Raw genomic sequence first — 22857 nt, 5'->3', positions numbered from 1 at the left:
CATTTACGTCATTTTCAAAAATACAGCATTTACGAGTGCACCTGCGGAATGTGGGATAAAATTCTATTTTTCAGAATATTTGCTCAGGATCAATACCTGCGGTTCGCAAGTGTTCTGCCAATATTGCAGCCCGTTGACGTTCTTCTTCTAGTTGTTGATTTGTTTGCTCTAACTGTTGGTTTACCTGCTGTAACTGTTGGTTTGATTCTTCCTCTGGCAACATCACCAGCTGTCCATCTGGTGTAAAAAAGCGTAATTTGCCCAAATATACTGCCAAATACAGCCCTAATTGCTGACTCCACAACCAACCCGACTCAGTGGCTACAAGTTGTTGATATTGCCCATCAACTATGTGAAATCCCTGTAATTCTAGGTTGTTTGGGTCAAACCAAAAGTAATCTGGAGTGCGAAATGTATTCTGGTAAATTTGCTTTTTTAAACCTTTATCAACTGAGGCAGTGGAATTAGATAATAGCTCAATAATTACATTGGGGTATTTGCCATCTTCTTGCCACACAACCCAGCTTTTGCGGTCTTTTTTTTCTGTATCTAAAACCACAAAGAAATCCGGCCCTCGAAATTCTTCTGACTTTTTCTGATTGGGACTGAAATAGATTGTCAGGTTGCCAGTAGCATAAAAATCCTGACGATCGCGCCACCACCATTTAATCAGGCGGATGAGTAAATCAATTTGTTCGCGGTGTAAGTCAGATTCCAAGGGGGGTTCGTCACTATAGATATCACCTGGTGGGAAAATTATACTCTCAGTGACAGCTTGTAAACTAGGGGTGGTGACAAGGGGCTGAAACATACAAAATAGTTTTTATGTTTGTATCTATGCTATCGTGACCAACCTTTGCATTATGAATGCGACACCGATAGCGTAGCGGTAGCGAGTCCGCGAGCGTCACAGCCCGTCGTAGACATCGCACTCCTTATTCCTCATCTCGATATAATTCCTGCAAGTCCTGTAACTGAGTCTTGCGAGAAATTCGGCGATATTTTTTACTTTCTAGCTTGGGTTCGTATTGACTCTGCCCTTTGCCTTTACTTTTGCTTTTTAACTTCATGGTGGATTCTGGATCGGCTTGTTGGTGTAGCTGTGTTTGATGAGCGATCGCAGCGTCCAAAAATTCTAAATAATGTTCATATCGTTCCCAGTCTCCCCGCACAACACATTCAGGCTCGTCTCGGTGCAGACAATCACTAAACCGACAGCTAGCAACTGCTAACCGTTTTCTTGCTTCTGGGAAATAATGGATTAATTCTTCTGGGACACAATCCATGTCCGGCTGATTAAAGCCGGGAGTGTCTGCAAGCATTCCACCGCTAGGTAACTCAAATAATTCTGTATGGCGAGTGGTATGACGACCACGAGCTAGTTTGCCAGAAACTTCTCCAACTCGCAACTTCGCCGTGTCAATTAGTGTATTAATCAGGCTGGATTTACCTACACCAGAAGGCCCAGCGATTACAGTTATTTTATTGCTCAAATATCTGGCTGCTTGTTCAGTATTTATGCCATCTTTAACACTGATAAATATCGGCTGATAGCCCCAACCGAGCAAGCGATCGCTAACTTTTTGCTGTTCTTGTGGTGAAATTAAATCACTTTTATTCAAGCATAAAAGCACATCCAAGCCAGTAGACTCAGCCTTAATCAGAAATCGGCTCAACTGATAAGGTTCCAAAGGTGGATCGGCAACGGCAAATACCAAGAGGATTTGGTTGACATTGGCGATCGCCGGACGATCTAACTCACTTTGGCGGGGTAAAACCTCAGCGATCGCTCCCCTCCCTCCAGCCCAATCTGGCTCTTCTACGACAACGCGATCGCCTACCATCACCTGTTGTCCAATTTTTTTCAGACGTGTTCTTCGAGTACAAAGCAGCAGAGGAGGCGAGGGCAAAGAGGCATTTAAATCCAGTTTCTCCTCTGCTCCCCTGCTCCCCTGCTCCCCTGCCTCTTGATCCATCTGTACTCGGTAAAAATTAGCCTGTACAGCCACCACCGTACCCAATAAATGTCCAGTTACGTCAAAAATTTCCCCTGTCATTGGCCAGCAACTGGACGGCGCACTAACAGAGAAAAATAATTAGTGCAGTCTGTAATTTGTTCCACCTGATAACCTGCCATTGTCAAACTATCAGGAACCTGCTCAATCGGCTCACCAGGGTCTAGCCAGACTTCTAGCAAACCTCCTAATGGCATTTTCTCTAGACGTAGTTTTGTCCGCACGAAATTAATCGGGCAAGGGGTGCCGCGTAAATCAAGTTGAGCATCGGGAGTTAAAACAGAAGAGGGCATCATCACTTAAATAAATTTCCCAAGAATCCTTCTAGACCGCCTTTACCAGTCCGATCCCCCTTAATTTTAGCTAGCTTCTCCAGCAGTTCCCTCTCCTCTGGGGTGACTTTATTGGGAATATCAATTAACACGTTCAGCATGTGATCCCCACGACTTACGGGATTACCCAAGCGGGGTACGCCACGATTTTCCAACTTCATCACTGTATTCGGCTGAGTTCCAGGTGGAATAATTAGTTCTACCGGCCCATCTACTGTATCTACCTCTAACCGACAACCTAAAATCGCTTGCAGGTAGCTAACTTTGATTTCCGAGAGAATATTAATCCCATCCCGTTGGAATTCCTCGTCCTCATTTACGAACAAGTAAACGTATAAATCTCCAGGAGGGCCACTACGTTGACCGGCATCTCCTTCACTAGAAATGCGTAAACGTGTGCCATTATCCACCCCTGCTGGAATGGTAATTTTGAGTTTCTTTGTGACTTGATTTGCGCCCTTACCATCACACGCATCACACTTATCTTCAATTACCATCCCTGTTCCATTACAGGTGGGACAAGTTGATACTTGGGTGAAACTGCCAAAGGGTGTTCTAGTCACACGGCGTACTTGAGCCGATCCGCCACAAGTCGAACAAGTCCGAGGGCGGGTTCCAGGTTTAGCACCAGAACCGCTACAAACTTCACAATTTTCTAGATGGGAAATGCGAATTTCTTTTTCGCCGCCAAATATCGCTTCCCGAAAGTCTAACTTCAGGTCTAGCCGCAGGTCATCACCCCTCGCAGGTCCATTGCGCCGTCTTTGTTGCGTGGGATTACCCATACCGCCAGCAAAGCCACTAAAAATGCTTTCAAAGATATCGGCAAAACCACCCATATCGCCGACATCTTGAAAGCCCGCGCCAGCAGCACCTGAGACACCCTCTGGGCCAAAGCGATCGTAACGAGCGCGGGTTTCGGGTTCTGAGAGTACCTCATAAGCGCGGTTAATTTCTTTAAAGCGATCCTCCGCCCCCGGTTCTTTGTTCACATCTGGGTGATACTTCCGGGCTAGACGGCGATAGGCTTGTTTAATTTCTTCTTTGTCAGTGTCACGAGAGACACCCAGGATTTCATAGTAGTCGCGGGCCATATAGCAAAGGTAAAAGTTAGAAGGAAGAAAGCAAAAGTCAGTAGAATGTCATTCACGGTCACTTGCTACCCTATGGATTAAGTGTTTTGCCTACAGATATGCAAGAGCAACACATTATCCTTTAGAGGGCGGCTTGCCGGAGGGCAGGCAGAAGATAAAATTAATTTTTGTTAATAACTGATTTTACCCTTTACCTTTTACAAAAATCACCGACAAATCTTGAGCAACAGGTGCTTTCCTCGTGGGAGACGACAAAAGCTATAGAAGTTAAAAACAGGGGAAGCCTCTGCTCAGACTTCTCACTGCCGAGTCGGCTGTCTCTTTTACAATTGTGCTACTTAGGAGAGGAAAACCTCGCCCATCAACCAGAGGGGCTAGCCGCACCATTAGGTGTGGAAAACCACCCTTATGCAATGGAAGTGGCTCTGAACTTGCACATTGCCTAGCCCAAAGTAATATTGCTTCTACAATCTAGCAAACCGCTGGGGTCTTGTGAAACTTCGCTAAATATTTAGATATATTAAAATGTCTTAATAAAAATTTATAACTTAGGGGAGCGGGGGAGAAGTTGCAGTAAGTTTTTACCCTCTGCCCCTCCGCCCCCTTGCCCCTCTGCCTCTTATGCCCAATACCCAATCCCAAACCCCTAATCTATAGCCTCATAATCAGCTTGAGCGGTACTTTCTTCGTCAAAATCAAAGTTGAATTGTGGTATCAGCGTGCCATTCATTGGTGAGTCTACTTCTGGGGTAAAGTGACCAGATGAACCCTCCTCAATCTCATCAGTTTGGCTGTTAGCTCGATTGTAAACATCAGCACCAATTGCAAACAAGGTTTGTTGGAAGTCGTCTAAGCGCTGCTTAAATTCCACTATGGAAATGCTGGAGTCAATCATTGCAGCTTGAAGTTGTTCAACTTTTTCACTGGCCAAGGTTTTCATCTGCTCGCCAATAAAGTTGCTATTATCCTTGATGGTGGATTCATAGCTGAACAACAAATTATCTGCTTGGTTTTTGAGTTCAACCAGTTCTTTACGTCTTCTATCTTCTTCGGAAAACAGTTCGGCTTCTTGGCGCATCCGTTCGACTTCGTTGCTATTCAAACCACCTGTATTGGTAATCCTGATACTCTGTTCTCTACCTGTACCTTTATCTTGGGCAGAAACCTTCAGGATGCCGTTGACATCGATTTCAAAGGATACTTCAATTTGCGGTACACCACGGGGAGATGGGGGAATCCCTGCTAGCAGAAACTTGCCGAGACTCTTGTTATCTCGTGACATCGCCCGTTCACCTTGGAGGATGTGAATTTCCACTGAGGTTTGCCCATCAACTGCGGTGGAAAAAACTTGTGACCGACTCGTAGGAATTGTGGTGTTGCGTTCAATGATTTTAGTGAACACTTCACCTAAAGTTTCAATTCCCAAGGACAGAGGGGTGACATCCAGTAGTAAGAGATTATCGACTTCACCACCTAACACACCTGCTTGAATAGCCGCTCCCAATGCTACAGCTTCGTCGGGGTTGATGGAGCGATCGGGAGCTTTCCCGTTGAAAAACTTAATTAGCGCGTTTTGGACTGCCGGAATACGCGTAGAACCACCTACCAAAATAATCCGATCTATGGCTTCTGGTTTGAGATCCGCATCTTTGAGCGATTGGATCAGTGGCTCGATGGTCGCTTCAATTAATTTCGCGGCGAGTTCTTCAAATTTCGAGCGACTAAGTTCCATCTCCAGATGCTTTGGCCCGGAGTCATCCGCTGTGATAAATGGCAAATTGACAGAGGTATTCATCATACTGGAGAGTTCAATTTTTGCCTTTTCCGCTGCTTCCCGCAGGCGTTGCAGCGCCATCTTGTCTTTGGAAAGGTCGATTTTCTCTTGTTCTTGAAAACGTTCCATCATCCAAAGGACGATCGCATTATCAAAGTCGTCTCCACCCAAGTGGTTGTTACCACAAGTCGCCTTCACTTCAAAAACGCCATCCCCAAGTTGCAGGATCGATACGTCAAAGGTACCGCCTCCCAAGTCAAATACTAAGATTAGCTGCTCTTGGTCTTGCTTTTCTAATCCAAAAGCTAAAGCCGCAGATGTTGGTTCATTAATGATTCGCAGGACTTCTAGTCCAGCAATGGTGCCAGCATCTTTAGTTGCTTGTCTTTGGGCATCTGTGAAATATGCTGGTACGGTGATCACTGCTTGAGTGACCTCCTCACCCAAAAAGTTTTCCGCATCCTGCTTCAGCTTTTGCAGGATCATCGCGGATAATTCTTGTGGCGTATAGTTTTTTGAGCGAATTTGGACATCAACGGTCTCGTCTCGACCTTTGACACAGTTGTAGGGGACGCGATCGCGTTCTATTTCAGTATCTTCCCAACGCCGCCCGATGAATCGTTTAATACTGTAAATTGTGTTTTCAGCATTGGTTACGGCTTGGCGCTTTGCCAATTGACCAACCAAGCGATCGCCACTCTTTCCAAATCCCACAATACTTGGAGTAGTTCGTCCACCTTCAGAATTGGAGATCACTAGTGGTTGACCACCCTCCAAAACTGCGACGCAACTGTTAGTAGTGCCTAAGTCGATCCCAATAACTTTTCCCATATTTGACAGTATTTTTACTGAATATTTCTGCTGTAGTATGTCGCGGACTAACTTTTTTGCTAAAAACAAAGGCTAGCGGATAACTTCTATGTAACCCCTGTTGCTGGTAGCAATCAAGAAGTTGAAACACAGAGAGTTATCCAAAGCCTTGTCTAAGTTTTAGGTACGCGATGCTCGTCTTTGCTATAACCCAGGCACTTGAGGTCAGCGAGGCGAGCGACTACAGCTTAACTGCTGGCTGAACTCGACTGATCTTCTGGTGCGAAAGGTGTATCTTCCTTGGGAGCAGCTACTTTGACCATTGCATGGCGTAACACGCGATCGCCCAAGTAATATCCGCGCACTAACTCTTCTAACACTGTTCCTTCAAGATGTTCATCCGTAGGTTCCCGCATTACTGCTTCGTGCAGGTTAGGATCGAATTCTTGACCTTCGGGACGCATTGGTGATACACCCAAGCGCTTCAGGCTATCTACTAATTGTTTGTAAACGCCTTGGTAACTTTTGTGCATGGTCATTTCGCCATCAGATTGTGGTTTGAGGTGCGCTCGCGCCCGCTCAAAATTATCGACTACTGGCAGCAATTCCAAAATCGTATTCCGCTTCACCTGTAACTCTAGGTCTTCTTTTTCTTTGCTAGTGCGTTTCCGGTAATTCTCAAAATCAGCGGCAATCCGCATATATTGAGTACTACGCTCTTCTAGTTGCGTTTTTACGGACTCGATTTGTTGAGTCAGTTCTGCCAAAGCTGCCCTTTCTACTTCAGTTTTCTCAGTTGCAGCGACGCTATTTTCTGAATTGAGACTAGCAGTATCGCCTGATATATTTGTTTGGGCTGCCACTTGCTCTGTCGCCTCGCTGCCAGATTCATTGAAATTAACTTGGGCTGGGGAGTCACTCTTCATTGCTTGCTTTACCTCTGTTGGTTCACCCAATTGCTGGCTTGTATTGTTTATCTGTTTATTTTCATCGATCATTGTCTATTCATTCCAGATCCTATTTATGGCAGTGTATCTCCACAGCTTGCAACCGTCGTCATCCACGACGTGCCTCTGAGGCTGATTTTGTTGCCGACAAGTTCCTGGAAGTGATGTAACCGTCCTCTTATTGTGACAAATGGTGAACACGTTAGCCCAGACGCTACTAAGGCGGGAACCCGAACGAGTAATTTGCAATAATAGCGCCAAATGCGACTCGCCCCTTATCTTATTTGAAAATATCTTTAATTTTGAATTTTGAATTTTGAATTTTGAATTCGGAGCAAAGCGACGTGACTCAGGACTTTTTTGGGAAATGAGAATTCTGTCTCACAGCCTGGGAATACTTTAAGCAGAGGTTTCCCCTACTCAATTGCTCATTTATGACTTACTCGTCACCACAACGGCGCAGTACCGCTCTAACTACTAGAACAGAGTTTTCGCCCTTCGGCAATAAGCTAGTGCAATCTGGCTATGCCAATACCGAACAGATGAGGCTGGCATTAATTGAAAGCCGCAAATCTGGCAGACCGTTAACAGAAGTATTAGAGTCAATCACTGGGCAACAACTATCGCCTGAGTTGCTTAGGCAATACAAAAAACAGCAACTATTTGAACTGAAAATACTATACGGAGTTGAATTTCTCGATCCAGAAGTCAATTCCGTTGGCAACACGATGATGGGGAACCTGATTGAAACCCTCATCCCAGTGGATATCTGCCGTCGCCATCGTTTAGTACCACTGTCGAAACACGAAGATCAAACCCCGCCCTCAGTTTTAGTGGCGATGGTTGCTCCAGATAATCTAGAAGCTTCCGATGATCTGAACCGCATATTGCGCCCCCAAGGTTTGGCCTTGCAGCGCATGGTGATTACCCAGGAAGATTACCAGCAGCTAATCAACCAATATTTGGATGAAATGGCTGTTAAGCAGAAGCATCTGGAACAAGAAAAGTTTACAGATATTAATCAGGATTTAGAAAACCTCGGAAATCTCGATCTTTCGGATGCTCCTGAAGAAATGGAGGCCGATCTAGGGGCAGCGATGAAGGGTGCAGAGGATGCCCCAGTTATCAACCTAGTTAATAGGATTCTGGCTAAAGCCTTACATGAGGGCGTTTCTGATATTCATATTGAACCGCAAGAAGAAAACTTACGCATTCGCTTTCGGAAGGATGGCGTACTGAAGGAAGCTTTCGATCCCCTACCGAAAAAAATTATCCCGGCGGTGACAGCCCGATTTAAAATCATCTCCAATCTAGACATTGCTGAACGCCGTCTACCCCAAGATGGACGTATCCGCCGGATGTTTGAGGGACGTAAGGTGGATTTCCGGGTGAATACCTTGCCCAGTCGCTACGGAGAAAAGGTGGTACTGCGGATTTTGGATAACTCCTCCACCCAACTGGGATTAGATAAGTTAATTACCGATCCAGAGACTTTACATATTGTCCAGGATATGGTTAGCCGTCCCTTTGGGCTAATTTTGGTAACTGGGCCAACTGGTTCTGGGAAAACAACCTCGCTGTATTCTGCACTCTCTGAAAAGAACGATCCCGGAATTAATATCAGTACTGTAGAAGACCCAATTGAGTACAGTCTTCCAGGGATTACTCAAGTACAGGTAATTCGGGAAAAAGGGCTAGATTTTGCTACCGCCTTGCGGGCTTTCTTGCGGCAAGATCCAGACGTGCTACTGGTGGGTGAAACGCGGGATAAGGAAACAGCAAAAACAGCAATTGAAGCTGCCTTGACCGGTCACTTAGTATTAACTACCTTACATACCAATGATGCCCCAGGAGCGATCGCTCGTTTGGGAGAAATGGGGATTGAGCCTTTCATGGTTTCTAGTTCCCTAATTGGCGTTCTAGCTCAACGTTTGGTGCGGCGTGTATGTTCTGAATGTCGTGTTCCCTACATTCCCACAACTGAAGAACTAGCTCGTTATGGTCTATCAGCTTCCTCTGATGTGGGAGTCACCTTCTATAAAGCTAACACCTTGACATTAGATGCGATCGCAGATGCCAAAGCCAAAAATCAGCTTTGCCCAAAATGTAATGGGGTGGGCTACAAAGGGCGTTGTGGTGTTTATGAAGTCATGCGAGTCACCGAAAACCTGCAAACTCTGATCAACGAAGATGCACCAACGGAACGCATCAAGGAAGTGGCAATAGAAGAGGGTATGAAAACCTTGCTGGCTTACAGTTTGGACTTAGTGCGTGAAGGTTCCACCACTCTAGAAGAAGTAGAACGAGTGACGTTTACTGATACTGGTTTGGAAGCAGAGTTAAAAGCCAAACGCAAGACTGGTCTTACCTGTCGGAGTTGCGATGCCACATTGAAACAAGAATGGCTGGATTGTCCTTACTGTATGACAGCTCGGTTTTAAGACTAGTCATTGGTCATTGGTGAATGCTTAATAACTTTAAACAACTGACAAATAAAAAACATTAAAAGGAAGCAAAACTATGGAAATGATGATTGAAGATTTGATGGAGCAGTTGATTGAAATGGGTGGCTCGGATTTGCATTTATCCGCAGGTTTGCCTCCCTACTTCCGTATCAGTGGCAAACTTACCCCTATAGGTGAGCATGTATTGACAGCCGATCAATGTCAAAGGCTGATTTTTAGTATGCTCAACAATACCCAGCGTAAAACCTTAGAGCAGACTTGGGAGTTGGATTGTTCTTATGGTGTCAAAGGTTTGGCTCGCTTTCGGGTCAATGTCTATAAAGAGCGTGGTGCTTATGCTGCTTGCTTACGAGCATTAAGTTCTAAGATTCCTAATTTTGAAAAATTAGGGCTGCCAGATATCGTGCGAGAAATGTGTGATAAGCCCAGAGGACTTATTCTGGTGACAGGCCCTACAGGTTCCGGCAAGACAACTACTCTAGCGGCAATGATTGACTTGATTAACCGCACCAAGGCAGAGCATATTTTAACGGTGGAAGACCCGATTGAATTTGTCTATGAACCAATTAAAAGCTTGGTTCATCAGCGGCAACTAGGAGAAGATACTAAGAGCTTTGCTAATGCTTTGAAAGCAGCCCTGCGGGAAGATCCAGATATTATTCTGGTGGGGGAAATGCGTGATTTGGAAACGATTTCTTTGGCGATTTCCGCAGCAGAAACAGGACACTTGGTATTTGGCACGCTACACACTAGTTCTGCCGCCCAAACAGTTGACCGGATTATTGACGTTTTTCCCCATGAAAGACAAACCCAAGTGCGGGTGCAGTTGTCTAACTCATTGGTGGGTGTATTTAGCCAAACCTTGGTGTCCAAGAAAAACCCTAAACCCGGTGAATATGGTCGGGTGATGGCTCAAGAAATTCTGATAGTAACTCCTGCTATTTCCAACTTGATTCGAGAAGGCAAAACATCTCAAATTTACTCAGCGATTCAAACTGGCGGCAAATTGGGAATGCAAACTCTGGAGAAGGTTTTAGCTGATTTTTATAAAGCAGGAACTATTTCCTTTGAAGCGGCAATGTCTAAGACTTCTAAGCCAGATGAAATTCAACGTCTAATTGGTAATTCTACACCGCAAGCTACCGCCGGTGCTAGACCCGGTGCGGCTGCCAAAGCACATTAAAAGAATTGGGGATAGGGGAGATGAAGAATATTTCATCCCCTTGAGTATTTTGAATTTTGAATTTTGAATTTATTTATGCCAAACTACGTTGCTCGTGTTCGCGATTCACAAGGAAAATCCCGAACAGAAAAAATTGTTGCCGAATCCTTGGTACAGGCTCGGACTAATCTCAGAGATCAAGGTTTTGTAGTTCAAGAACTCAAGCAATCTCAGGGATTTCAGCCAGATGTTGCCTTTAAAAAATTCCAGAATTCCTTAGTTAAGGTTTCTGTAAAAGACAAAGCCGTTTTTTCGCGCCAATTTGCCGTTTTGATGAATGCGGGAGTTGCGATCGTTAGAAGTCTGGGGGTGCTTTCCGAACAATGTAGTAATACTAAATTGAAACAAGCTCTTGTGGAGATTAGTACTGATGTTCAAAGCGGAATGAATCTTTCAGAGGCAATGCGGAAGCATCCTGACTGTTTTGATGGATTATATGTGAGTATGATTCAAGCTGGCGAAGTTGGTGGTGTTCTAGACGAAGTATTGAATCGTTTAGCCAAGTTGTTAGAAGATGTTGCCCGTTTACAGAACCAAATTAAATCAGCACTGTCTTATCCAACGGTCGTGGGTTTCATCGCAGTTGCTATTTTTTTGGGCATGACTATTTTTCTGATTCCTATTTTTGCCACGATTTTTACACAAATTGGAATCTCATTACCACCTCTAACGCAATTCTTGATGGATGCTAGTAAGTTTTTGAGAAGTCCGGGTGCTTTCGTCCTACTTGCTGCTCTTATGGGACTAAAATTTGCCTTTACACAATACGGTAAAACTCCTGTTGGTCGCATCACAATTGATCGTCTTTCCCTCAAGATGCCATTGTTTGGTGACTTAATTCAAAAATCTTCAGTTGCCCGCTTTAGCCGGACTTTTGGTTCTTTGACTCGTTCAGGTGTACCAATTTTAACTTGCTTAGAAATTGTCCGAGATACATCAGGAAACCAAGTGATTGCCAATGCCATAGACGCAGCCCGTATGGAGATTCAACAAGGAGGCATGATTAGCATTGCTTTACAAAAAGATGCCGTTTTTCCGGCTATGGCAATTCAAATGATTAGTATCGGAGAAGAAACTGGAGAATTAGATGCAATGTTGATGAAAGTTGCCGATTTCTATGAAGATGAAGTCGAGCAAGCAGTAAAAGCAATGACCAGTATTTTGGAACCGGTGATGATTGTAGTTCTAGGGGGAATGGTGGGAACCATTTTGCTAGCGATGTATCTACCGATGTTTGCGGTATTTGAAAAGCTGGGATAAAGGATTAAAGTTAAGAGTTAGAAGTTATGAGTTAGAAATTAAAATTTTTCATTCCTAACTTTTAGCTCCTAACTGATTAATTTTATTATTAACTTTTAACTCCTCACTATTTAATAAATTATGACTGTGCAAAAATCTCAGTACGAAGCGAGTTTGGCAGAGTACAGCAATCATCTAGCTGCGATCGCCTTACTAAAGCAATATCGGCCATACTTGGAGATGATTCCCAGTCTGCGCCGTCCTGATGAAAGTGTGATCACTATACCTTTGCCAATTGTCCGGCTTCGCAATACTGCTACAACAGCCCCACAAACGATTTGCTTACCTTGTGATGTGGCAATTTTGATGTGTGATCCAGAGTGGAAAATCAAAACTGGAGCAGAAATTTTAGTCTTTATTCATCGCGCTCACGAAGACTTTTCTGATTTGTTAGGACGTTGGCGACAAACCCAAGTTTGCTTAGACAACGATTATGAGTGGTTGATGCCTCTCCGTCACAGTCATATTTTGAGTGAGGGAGCTAATGCTATATATCCTCTGTTTATCGTTTTTAGTGAGACTTTAGAACGCATCCAAAGAGGTCTTGTGGGAGCCGAACTCCCATTTATTATGCAAACACCAGATTTGCTGGTTGAGGAGAATCTCACAGATATTTTCTCTTCACAAACTCCACCAGCTTAGGTACTTACAGCAGAATTCAGAATTCAAAAGTAAAATACGCTTTATACCTGGCTAACAGACGAATCGTTGTGTACCTCACTAGTTTGAAATCTGCTGTATAGTCAAAAAAAACATCATAAATGTACTAAGTGTGAAACTACATATTTTTACCCCCGGCTATGCCGTCCCCCTTTTGCTAAACTAGAGGGGTTTTATTATGTGCATCTTCATACAAAATTGTTACAAGTACCCACGCAACAGACTTTCACCTCTAACAAACTACAAATTAGCTTGTGACACATCCGTAAAAGGGCCAGTTCTACAAAAATTTATTTTTACTTTTTGAAGAGTAATGAGGATTTGGCAAAGATTCAGTAATCTTACTGTTGCCAATAAAGAATTGTCATAGAATTAGAGACATTTAAAAGCAGATACTTTATACTAATGAATCGTTTTCCTCAAAAAACAACGAATTCTCAAGAGAGCATTTCACAACAAACTCAGTTGAGTCACATGTGTGGTTCCAAACGGCTATTTCGCGATCGCTATGAAATACTGCAAATTTTGGGTAGAGGTGGTTTTGGTGTGACATTTTTAGCCAAAAATGCCGTATTACCTGGGAATCCACTGTGTGTGATTAAACAGCTTTGTCCAAAAGTGACTAGTCCCCAAAGTTGGCAAAGGGCATGTATGCGCTTTGAAAAAGAAGCAAGAACTTTAGGACAACTCGGTAGTCATTCGCAAATTCCCATGCTATTAGACTACTTTCAGGCGAATGCAGAGTTCTTTTTAATTCAAGAATATGTGCCGGGTTTGACTTTGGCGCGAGAAGTACGGCAAACTGGGCCCAAAAGTGAAGCCTCAGTTAAGCAGTTCTTACAGGAATTATTACCTGTATTACAGTATCTTCATAAACATCATGTAATTCATCGGGATATTAAGCCTCAGAATTTATTACGGTGTGAATATGATGGGCGCATAGTGCTGATTGATTTTGGTGCGGTGAAAGAGAAATTAGTTGATGCTTATGAAAACTCAATCAATCAAGCTGTAAATACCAACTTTATCGGGACTAGGGGATTTGCACCACCAGAACAGTTTTCTCTACGTCCAGTTTATGCCAGTGATATTTATGCACTGGGTGTAACTTGTATTTATATGTTGACTGCTAAAAGTCCTTTAGAATTGGACTACGACGCAAATAGTGGTGAAATATCTTGGCAAAAACAGGTAAATATCAGCAACAGTTTCGCCCAGATTTTAGGAAAAATGGTGAAAATCACCTTAGAGGATCGGTTTAAGAATGCCGATGAAGTGCTGAAAGCTTTAAGTAGTGAAACTTATTTGCCTACTTTGGCTAACTGTCTAACTACCCAAAAATTAAATAATAAAAGTATTACACAAAACAAAATTACACAACATGAAATTACACAACACGAAAATTATGATGTATACATGCCACCTGTAGCCAGAACTGCTAGTTCCATTCGGAAATGGAGAGCAAGATTCAAGGAAACAAGATAACATACAACAGAATTCAGAATTCAGAATGGGCTACGCCCCGCTGCGCTAAGAGGATTAAAACACGCTTTATACCTGGGTAACAGGTTTAGCTTGTGTATCGCACCAACTTGAATGCAGCCTTTTTTAGCTAAAGTATCAAATGAATAATTAATTATGGGCAATTTAAAATAGTTAAAACAAATTTAGTACGCATTTTAACTATATTTGATAGTCAGTAATGATTCATTAATCAGGGTTTATGTTAAATACTTAGTCAGTTATCGCTTGCCAAGATACAAGCAAAATTACTAGGTTTAAAAGTTTCAAAAAATATTTTTATTCAGATTATTATATAATCGATAGAATAATTAATCTTATGGCTCTCGTAGTTTTCCACAGATGAGGAAGACTGACTACTATTTACAAAAGCTAACTATATAAGTAATTCCCCAATCCCCAGAACAGGGTTTATCTACCACAAGTAAGCGAGAGTCAATTATTTTAAGGGAAAGTTCGGGGCAAACTTAGCCTAAGTTGTCATGCAGTCGCGCCTGTCAGATCATGATCTGCTGCTTAAATCCCGATTGCTCAAATCCCCTGAATCCTAATGGAAAGAAGTTTTGCCAAAGTTGTAGCACCCCGCTGGTGTCACTTTTAAGAAATCGCTTTCGTGTCATCCGAGTCCTTTCAGATGAGGGGGGATTTGGCAGAACCTATCTATCAGAAGACGTAGATAAACTCAATGAACGCTGTGTTATCAAGCAATTAGCTCCAAAATTCCAAGGAACTTGGTCGCAAAAAAAGGCGATGGAGTTGTTCGCCGAAGAAGCGCAGCGACTACAAGACCTTGGGGAACATCCCCAAATTCCGACTTTGATAGCTTACTTTGAGCAAGACGGCTGCCTATATTTGGTGCAGCAGTTTATTAATGGAGATAATTTGTTAAAGGAGTTGCAACAGCGCAAGGCTTATAACGCTAGAGACATTCAATCTATTTTGCTAGATTTACTGCCTATCCTCAAATTTATCCACGATCGCAAAGTTATTCATCGAGACATCAAGCCAGAAAATATTATCCGCAATAAAAATGATGGACGATTAAGCCTGATTGATTTTGGCTCCTCAAAACAATTTACCGCCAAAGCTCAGCAGAAATCTGGCACATCCATTGGTTCACATGGTTATTCTCCTCTAGAACAAATTAGAGATGGAAAAGCTTTCCCCGCCAGCGACTTGTTCGGTGTGGGGGCTACCTGCTTTCATCTGCTAACGGGAAATTCGCCGTTTCAGTTGTGGATGGAATCTGGGTACGCCTGGGTAAGTAATTGGCGGGAATATTTGCGGAGTCCATTAAATCCTGAGTTGGATTTTGTCATCGACAAGCTTTTAAAAAAAGATATCCAGGAACGTTACCAGTCAGCCGAAGAAGTCCTGAGAGACTTGACTCCCAAACAACTCCTCGCCCTACCACCTGCGGGTAAGTCATCTGGGAAATTACCACCAACTAAAGCACCAGTTTTACCAAAAAGTTATCCCTTACTGAGAATTTTAATCTTGGTAAGTGCTTTTATTCTGTTATTTGGATTCAGCGAATCTTGGTATAAAAATTTTCGTCGGATTCAAACCAGTTTGGTCTCTAGGTTGATTCAACACAATAGTCCTGGTAAAAATGACGCGATTTTGAGTCAGATTAGCTTGGGTAAGGTTTCCTTGGATAACACCCTCCAAGGACACGAAAACTCAGTTTTATCTGTCGCCATCAGCCCTGATGGTAAAACCATAGCCAGCAGTGGCGACGATCGCACAATCAAACTTTGGAATCTCGCAACCGGAAAACTAATCGCTTCACTCAACGGGCATTTTCAGCAGGTGAATGTCGTAGTAATTAGTCCAGATGGCAAACTTCTAGTTAGTGCCAGTGATGACAACACCATTAAAATCTGGAATTTGGCAACGCGAAAACAAATTCGCACTCTTATAGGGCATTCTGACTCAGTTCATGCCCTAGCCATCAGTGCTGATAGCGAGACTCTAGTGACTGGCAGTGATGACAACACCATTAAAATCTGGGATTTGGCAACAGGAGAGCAAATTCGGACACTAGCAGGGCATACATTCTGGGTGCGGTCAGTGGCTATTAGTCCTAATGGTGTGATTCTGGCCAGTGGCAGTTTTGACAAGACGATCAAAATCTGGAATCTAGCAAAAGGATACCCAATCCGCACACTAGAAGGAAATTCTCAAACGGTGACAACTGTGGCTATTAGCCCAAATGGTAAAACTTTAGCCAGTGGTAGCCGCGATCGCACCATCAAACTTTGGAATTTAGCTACCGGAAGAGAACTTCGCACCCTAGCGGGACATGGCAACACTGTCACAACCGTAGCCTTCAGTGCCGATGGTAAAATTGTTGCTAGTGGTAGCCGCGATCGCACTATCAAACTGTGGAATACAGCTACAGGAGAAGAAATTCTCACATTGGCGGGGCACACCAACACCGTCACATCTGTTACCTTCACTCCTGATGGCAAAAGCCTTGTTAGCGGTAGTGAAGATAACACGATTAAGATTTGGCGGTTGTCTCAGTGAGTGGGGATTAGGGATTGAGGATGAAGGAGAGTTAGAATCTCGTTCATCCACCTTTGGACTGGATGAATCCACCTTTGAATCTCAAACCATTCCCCAGTCTCCAGCCCACGATCCCCAATTGCGATAAACTGTCTCAAATGGGGAGGGGTGATAATGAGCAGCATTCCCAACCATCGCCGCGATCGCAGGTTTGGAATTAAAATAACAAAGCTGTTTTCAGGTTGGCAGCAAGTATTTGGAGAAGCACGCACCCGGATTTTGCTCTGGTACTTGCTTGTCTATGTTGGTTATCTCCGCAAGAAACTAGGCAGTAACATCATTTAAACCGTTAGAGGAATGGGTTATCGCTTGCGAACCTAATACCAATCGCGTCAATTAGTTTGCCCTAGCGAATGGATTCGCAACCTCTAAAACTAACGAGGCGATCAGGAATTGCTAACTAAACTATACTGCTTAGTTGATTTCTGCAACGAGTTAGCTCTGATTGCGCGGAACATTCCGAATCGGCACAGACCCGCGCTGAATGCTAGCCGCATCAGTAGGAGAGTAGGTACTTCTCGCAGAGATTTAATGAAACCAGATAGACCAAAACGCACCAATCCCTCTGGTCGAGTCACTCCTTGCCAGATGGAATCTAGCCAAGAAGGAAGTGTTTGTTCCGTCCAGTCTGTCGTTATTACTTCCCCCTCAACTAATCCCGTTGCTGCCAAAAGCTCGGAAAAGCCTTCAATACTGGAAAAAGCCGGATGTGACCACTGATCTAATAGTTGCCGCATTACCCGTTTCTCCCAAAAATTGAGCGGTTTTTGGCGATCGTCTCTCTGATTCCAATCGGCTAAAACCATCACTCCACCGGGTTTTAGCACCCGTATCAACTCTCTGGCAAAAATGGCTTTATCTGGCATGTGTGGCCCAGCTTCAATCGACCAAACTACATCAAAACTAGCATCTGGGAAAGAAAGTGCCATCGCATCATCCACAAGAAACCGCACATTAAGTTCCTCTTGGGTTAACTGCTGGGCGCGTTGGACTTGTTGGGGACTAATGGTAATACCTGTGACTGCAAAACCGTAATCTCGTGCCAAGATGCGACTGCTACCTCCAATTCCACAGCCAACATCTAAGAGAGTCGTGCCAGGGGGTAATTTATCTAAACCACCCCAACGTACCATTTCATGCACAAAGTCAGATTTAGCAGTCAGAAAATCCTTTCGTTGTGGTGGCGAACCATAATGACCTAAGTGGATATGTTCACCCCAGTAGAATTCCAAAATACCGTCTTCAGTCCATTCGTCATAGGAATTGGCTACAGAGTTAGATGATTGATAAGGCCTAGCAGTAATTAGATACAACGCTAGCAAGAGTGTTATTAGTGCCAGCAAAACTCCTAACGTCGAAAAAAACCAACTCATGGAAATAAACCCTTAATGTTTTCTAACAAGTTTATCCAATTGTTAGACTGCAAGCTGTCCAATTTTCTCACCGAAGTAGGGGCGCAAGGCCTTGCGCCCCTACCGCGTGGTCTATTTACCTGAAAATAGCTCATCAGTGGAATATCAAAACTGGATGAATGTTTACCAACGAGTCTTAGGGATATCTAATGCAGGTTTATTAGGCGAAATATATTTCGTATAGAGAACGTCAAAACTCTTTTTTTCTCTCTCTGCGCCCTCTGTGTCTCTGCGGTTAATTATTTATTTAACCGCAGAGGCGCAGAGAACACAGAGAGAAGAGAGGAATTCATTTTGTAAAAACAGAATTTGAACCATGAATAAAGCAGAAATAACCATAATTGTTTCGCAGCGTGAGCGATTCAGTTCTCACCTGTGGGCAAAATCCCCTGTGGCTGGAGAAAATAGCGATCGCTCTTGAAAGAAAATTAAATTACTATATTAGCGATCGCTTGACTCAAAAATGCACTACCTTTGTAGTTTCTCATAATCTTAGAGCCGTTAAACAAGCCGATTTAATTCTCTACATCGAAGACGGACAGATTTTAGAGCAAGGTACGCATCAAGAATTACTGCACTTAAGTGGACGTTACAGCGCAATGTATGCCTTGAAATCTGCGGGAAATTCCCATGAGTATCGTCATGTAGAGACGCGATTTATCGCGTCTTTAAAGACCAATTATCTACACCAATAACCCTTAAATGAACTTTGTACAATGGCATCGAGACTATTACGGTAAATAAAAAACATTTTGGGCTATATCCTACTCATAGCAATAGTCTCGATACCAGAATCGATAATTACTTCAGAAAATAGTCAATCTATATTTACCGCGTTCCTGTGGATTTTTGGAAGTAATAACTATATAGTATGTATCATCTTCAGGCAACCTAGCTCGGTCAATTAAAGCACTGTAGACACCACTTTTGTCTTTGTCTTTATCAATCGCGATCGTTTGTCCTTTAGAATTTAGCAAAGCTACATAAGGAGAAAACTCTTCATCAACACTATCAACACGAATACTTATCAGCTGATTTTTTTTACCTTGAAAATTAGAAACATTGTAAGCGCCTCCATTTTGTTTCAGGGTTGAGCTTTTGGCAGTTAGTTGGTCTGATTCATCTAAAGTATAGCTAGCTCTATCATTCCTCAGAGCCAAGCTATAGCGGCCTGTATCTCCAGGATCTTGACTAGTAACAGCAATCTTATAAATGCCATTCTTAGGCAGTCGCGCAAAAATAAATGCATCATCGCCACCACTGCTTTTATCCAAAGCGCCTTTTTTAACGATGATATTGTTATCAGGATCGTGCAGAAACAACAAGGGTTTTAAACTCAAGTTATTGGATCTACGTGTATCATTACTGCCAATCAGTCTAATTTGAACTAATTGATTTTCTCTGCCCTCAAACTCATAAAAATGAAAATATCTACCTTCAGATTGAAAATCATTCTTACTTAAAATCCCTAATGCAACATCTACAAAGTTAATCTCTTTGTAAGTTGGTGTTGCAGGTGAAGAAATCGCTGAATTATCGAGATTTTGGTTCCCAGTTGTAGCTACATTAGAACTTGGCTTGCGAACTCTCCTGGAACCACCATTAGAACGATTGGCGTTTGAATTTGCAGTTCTAGTTCCAGATGATCTAGATGCACCACCACCATTGGAACGATTAGAATTGGAGTTATAAGTCCTACGTCTAGACGATCTAGGAGTAGAGCTATTATCTGAAACGCTGGAAGCTCGCTGAGAATTTTCTGTATTAGACGATACGCGAGGAGTTTGCTGTACTGGTGACTCAATAGATATCTTCCGTCTTGGAGATATTGATGCCTGAGAAGGAGGAATTTGCTCAATTCCTTTTTTTACTGCTTCTGGTTGTCTCTCATCTGGTGATTTAGCAATTATGAAGTCTTGAGAACTTTGAGATTTCACCAAAGCACTTATAGGCAGCACATTACTTGTGATTAACAAACTACTACTCACGCAACCAATAAAAACATGACTTAATTTGCGACGATAGTTTTTGTTGTCTAATAGCATAATTACGCTCCTAATTTTGCTGATAATTTTGTCTATTATTGAAAGACAAAATTAATACTAGTTGCTGTTTTAACCGCAGCAGTTATTTAAATTGAAAGGGGAATTTAGCGTATATACCTTAGCGGCTTGCTAAAGGCATAGCCTGTAATCAAATGAATTCGTATATCCTACATACCCAAATGTTTGCCACAATCAAATCGGAAAAATTATATTTTCAATTTAGACTACTAAAGGAAATCTCAATTTCGTAAGTATATACTGAGCTACAAACTTAGATTGCTGCTTTTCGGATTTTTGCCCAGATATTTTTGAAAACCTGACTAAATGGCTCACACAGATGTAATACACAAGCAAACCTGACGCCCATCAACTAATCAAAAGGCATCGCTCAAACACAATTTTTTGCAAGTTATCTAAATTGTTCAATACCTGATGAGGTAAGGAAATTGGGGATTTGTATGGTGTATCAGTGATATTTACTAACAAGAGAGATTATACTGCATGACTTAAGATGAATATATACCCCAACTGAAATGGATTCCCAGTATGCTCTGTTGTGTGAATCCCGATTGCGAAAAACCCTTAAATCCTGATAAAAACAACTATTGCCACAGTTGTAGAGCGGAATTGATACCCCTGCTAGGAGGTCGCTATCGTCCTACTCAGGTTTTATCAGACGAAGGTGGATTTGGTAGAACCTATCTAGCCAAAGATGTACACAAACTGAATGAATGCTGTGTTGTTAAGCAATTCGCGCCAAAACTTCAAGGAACTGGGCCGCTAACCAAGGCCGTTGAACTATTTAAACAAGAAGCAAGCCGACTGCAAGAACTGGCAGAACATCCGCAAATTCCAACTTTATTGGCTTATTTTGAGCAAAATAGCTATCTCTTTTTGGTGCAGCAGTTTATCGATGGGCAAAACTTGCTCAAAGAATCGGAAACGCGGGCAAACTATAACGAAACGGAGATTCGCCAACTTTTGCTAGATTTACTGCCTGTACTGAAGTTTATCCATGTGCGGGGAGTGATTCATCGGGATATCAAGCCACAGAATATTATTCGTCGTCAAAGTGATGGGCGATTAATCCTCATTGATTTTGGAGCTTCCAAGCTGCTGACAGCAACAGTACAGACTAAAATGGGCACTGTTATTGGCTCACATGGTTACACTGCACTTGAACAGATGCAAGATGGAAAAGCTTACCCAGGCAGTGATTTATTCAGTTTGGGGGCTACTTGTTTTCATCTCCTGACTGGGGTTCGCCCATCTCAACTGTGGATACACCAGGGTTATGGTTGGGTTGCATCTTGGCGGCAACATTTAACCAGTTCAGGTAGAGACGGAATTTCAATATCTGTAGAGTTGGGTGAAGTTTTGGATAAGCTGTTGCAACTAGACATCCAAAAGCGTTATCAATCGGCCGATGAAGTCATCAATGACTTGAGACCTCAACTACCACCATTGTCATCAGTACCCCCAACTATACTGACACCAACATTTGCAGCTACCCCAGCAAACAAGGTGCCAGTTTCACCAAAATCAAATAACAATCTGAAAAGTCAACTGCTATTAGGTTCTAGCATTTTGGTCTTAGGATTAGGGGGAGTTTGGTATTTTCAGTCTCGTCCCCAGACAGTCAGCGAGGTTCCTGAACCTATTTCTCAGCCTATTTCTCAGCCTATTCAGCCCCAAAAAAACGTCTCAGAAAATTCTTATCTACCCAAACCCTTCAAGGGGCATTCTAGTGACGTGAATTCCGTAGCTTTCAGTCCTGATGGTACAACCCTTGGCAGTGCCAGTGATGATAAGACAATCAAGCTATGGAATCTGACGGGTGGACAAGAAATCCGCACTTTAGAAGGACATTCCAATTGGATTTGGACTATAGCTTTCAGTCCTGATAGCAAAATCCTCGCTAGTGGCAGTGCGGACAAGACAATCAAACTGTGGAATCTGGAGACAGGAAAGTTAATCCGTACCTTGGAGGGAAATAGCGACGGAGTTACTTCTGTAGCTTTCAGTCCTGATGGCAAAACCCTTGCGAGTGGCTGTGCTAGTAAGGATATGAAAATCAAACTATGGAATCTGGAGACAGGAAAGTTAATCCGCACCTTAGAGGGACATACGAGTGGTGTTGCATCTGTAGTTTTCAGTCCTGATGGTAAAACCCTTGCCAGTGGTAGTTGGGATAAAACAATTAAATTGTGGAATCTGGGAACAGGAAAGTTAATCCGCACCTTAGAGGGAAATCCAGAATCGATTCTTTCAGTCGCTTTTGCTCCCGATGGCGTCATCCTTGCCAGTGGTAGTAAAGACAAGACAATTAAATTGTGGAATTTGAAAACAGGAAAGTTAATCCACACCTTAAAAGGACATAATGATAAGGTTAATTCTGTCGCCTTTTTGCCAAGCGTAGGTTCAAATGGTATCACCCTTGTAAGTGGCAGTAGTGACAAGACAATCAAACTTTGGAACCCAGTCACAGGAAAGGAAATCCGCACTTTGGAGACAGGTTCTGGATATATTTATGCCGTTGCCATTAGCCCAGATGGACAAACCATTGCCGGTGGTGGAAGTGGTGAGAACATTCTCAAAATTTGGCAGATGATTAATTAAAAATATCTGATAATGTACATTCGGAATAGATTGCGACTTTTTCGGGTTCTACTCAGAAAGAATATTTAGCT

General features: G+C 42.9%; 19 protein-coding genes. 11 read left to right on the top strand and 8 right to left on the bottom strand.

Translation table 11 applies throughout. The features are described from left to right. Positions 1-70 precede the first annotated feature (70 nt). The 4 genes from HWQ43_RS03255 to dnaJ all read right to left on the bottom strand — a co-directional run bounded on the left by HWQ43_RS03255 (position 71) and on the right by dnaJ (position 3441). Positions 71-811, bottom strand: a complete 741-nt coding sequence (locus HWQ43_RS03255) for a Uma2 family endonuclease (protein WP_292730175.1) — start codon at positions 809-811, stop codon at positions 71-73. A gap of 124 nt (positions 812-935) precedes the next feature. Then, a complete protein-coding gene (rsgA, locus tag HWQ43_RS03250) occupies positions 936-2057 on the bottom strand; it encodes a small ribosomal subunit biogenesis GTPase RsgA (protein ID WP_292730171.1) in 1122 nt (373 codons plus the stop codon). Next, positions 2054-2311, bottom strand: a complete 258-nt coding sequence (locus HWQ43_RS03245; protein ID WP_292730168.1) for a sulfurtransferase TusA family protein — start codon at positions 2309-2311, stop codon at positions 2054-2056. The genes rsgA and HWQ43_RS03245 overlap by 4 nt, the downstream gene beginning before the upstream one ends. Continuing rightward, positions 2311-3441 (bottom strand): molecular chaperone DnaJ, encoded by a 1131-nt coding sequence (gene dnaJ, locus HWQ43_RS03240; RefSeq protein WP_292730165.1) that lies wholly within the window; start codon positions 3439-3441, stop codon positions 2311-2313. The genes HWQ43_RS03245 and dnaJ overlap by 1 nt, the downstream gene beginning before the upstream one ends. Positions 3442-3608: 167 nt before the next feature. On the opposite strand from dnaJ, the gene HWQ43_RS03235 reads away from it, so the two are divergent. After that, positions 3609-3887, top strand: coding sequence for a hypothetical protein (locus HWQ43_RS03235; protein WP_292730162.1), 279 nt, complete (start codon positions 3609-3611; stop codon positions 3885-3887). 200 nt (positions 3888-4087) lie between these two features. Here the strand turns inward: HWQ43_RS03235 and dnaK are convergent, their stop codons facing one another. Continuing rightward, complete coding sequence (gene dnaK, locus HWQ43_RS03230) at positions 4088-6046, bottom strand: molecular chaperone DnaK (protein WP_292730160.1); 1959 nt, start codon at positions 6044-6046, stop codon at positions 4088-4090. A gap of 227 nt (positions 6047-6273) precedes the next feature. After that, a complete protein-coding gene (gene grpE, locus HWQ43_RS03225) occupies positions 6274-7023 on the bottom strand; it encodes a nucleotide exchange factor GrpE (protein WP_292730158.1) in 750 nt (249 codons plus the stop codon). A 383-nt stretch (positions 7024-7406) separates the two neighbouring features. Here grpE and HWQ43_RS03220 point away from each other — a divergent pair, with 383 nt between their 5' ends. The 8 genes from HWQ43_RS03220 (at position 7407) to HWQ43_RS03185 (ending at position 16995) form a co-directional block, all read left to right on the top strand. After that, a complete protein-coding gene (locus HWQ43_RS03220; RefSeq protein WP_292730155.1) occupies positions 7407-9413 on the top strand; it encodes a type II/IV secretion system protein in 2007 nt (668 codons plus the stop codon). Between the two features lie 79 nt (positions 9414-9492). Continuing rightward, positions 9493-10620 (top strand): type IV pilus twitching motility protein PilT, encoded by a 1128-nt coding sequence (locus tag HWQ43_RS03215; RefSeq protein WP_292730152.1) that lies wholly within the window; start codon positions 9493-9495, stop codon positions 10618-10620. A 75-nt stretch (positions 10621-10695) separates the two neighbouring features. Beyond that, a complete protein-coding gene (locus HWQ43_RS03210; protein ID WP_292730149.1) occupies positions 10696-11919 on the top strand; it encodes a type II secretion system F family protein in 1224 nt (407 codons plus the stop codon). A 120-nt stretch (positions 11920-12039) separates the two neighbouring features. Next, positions 12040-12600 carry a hypothetical protein gene (locus HWQ43_RS03205; protein WP_292730147.1) on the top strand — a complete coding sequence of 187 codons (561 nt, stop codon included), beginning with the start codon at positions 12040-12042 and terminating at the stop codon, positions 12598-12600. A 423-nt stretch (positions 12601-13023) separates the two neighbouring features. Continuing rightward, the gene (locus tag HWQ43_RS03200) at positions 13024-14103 is read left to right on the top strand and encodes a serine/threonine-protein kinase (protein WP_292730144.1); all 1080 of its coding nucleotides are present in this window, start codon (positions 13024-13026) and stop codon (positions 14101-14103) included. Between the two features lie 540 nt (positions 14104-14643). Further along, on the top strand, positions 14644-16671 hold the full coding sequence (locus tag HWQ43_RS03195) for a serine/threonine-protein kinase (protein ID WP_292730142.1): 2028 nt from the start codon (positions 14644-14646) through the stop codon (positions 16669-16671). Then, positions 16631-16798: a hypothetical protein gene (locus tag HWQ43_RS03190; RefSeq protein WP_292730141.1), complete on the top strand. Its 168-nt coding sequence runs from the start codon at positions 16631-16633 to the stop codon at positions 16796-16798. The genes HWQ43_RS03195 and HWQ43_RS03190 overlap by 41 nt, the downstream gene beginning before the upstream one ends. A 26-nt stretch (positions 16799-16824) precedes the next feature. Continuing rightward, positions 16825-16995: a hypothetical protein gene (locus HWQ43_RS03185; RefSeq protein ID WP_292730139.1), complete on the top strand. Its 171-nt coding sequence runs from the start codon at positions 16825-16827 to the stop codon at positions 16993-16995. A gap of 101 nt (positions 16996-17096) precedes the next feature. Here the strand turns inward: HWQ43_RS03185 and HWQ43_RS03180 are convergent, their stop codons facing one another. Next, positions 17097-18083, bottom strand: coding sequence for a methyltransferase domain-containing protein (locus HWQ43_RS03180; RefSeq protein WP_292730137.1), 987 nt, complete (start codon positions 18081-18083; stop codon positions 17097-17099). Between the two features lie 392 nt (positions 18084-18475). Here HWQ43_RS03180 and HWQ43_RS03175 point away from each other — a divergent pair, with 392 nt between their 5' ends. Then, complete coding sequence (locus tag HWQ43_RS03175; protein ID WP_292730135.1) at positions 18476-18817, top strand: hypothetical protein; 342 nt, start codon at positions 18476-18478, stop codon at positions 18815-18817. Between the two features lie 111 nt (positions 18818-18928). Here the strand turns inward: HWQ43_RS03175 and HWQ43_RS03170 are convergent, their stop codons facing one another. Further along, on the bottom strand, positions 18929-20167 hold the full coding sequence (locus HWQ43_RS03170; RefSeq protein WP_292730134.1) for a peptidase: 1239 nt from the start codon (positions 20165-20167) through the stop codon (positions 18929-18931). Between the two features lie 546 nt (positions 20168-20713). Here HWQ43_RS03170 and HWQ43_RS03165 point away from each other — a divergent pair. Beyond that, entirely contained in the window at positions 20714-22786 is a 2073-nt protein-coding gene (locus tag HWQ43_RS03165; RefSeq protein WP_292730132.1) for a serine/threonine-protein kinase, read from the top strand. Positions 22787-22857 lie beyond the last annotated feature (71 nt).

Origin of the sequence: Nostoc sp. JL31 (assembly GCF_017114965.1) — a bacterium.
Lineage (GTDB): Bacteria > Cyanobacteriota > Cyanobacteriia > Cyanobacteriales > Nostocaceae > Nostoc > Nostoc punctiforme_A.
This window is presented reverse-complemented; position numbering and strand designations above follow the sequence as displayed.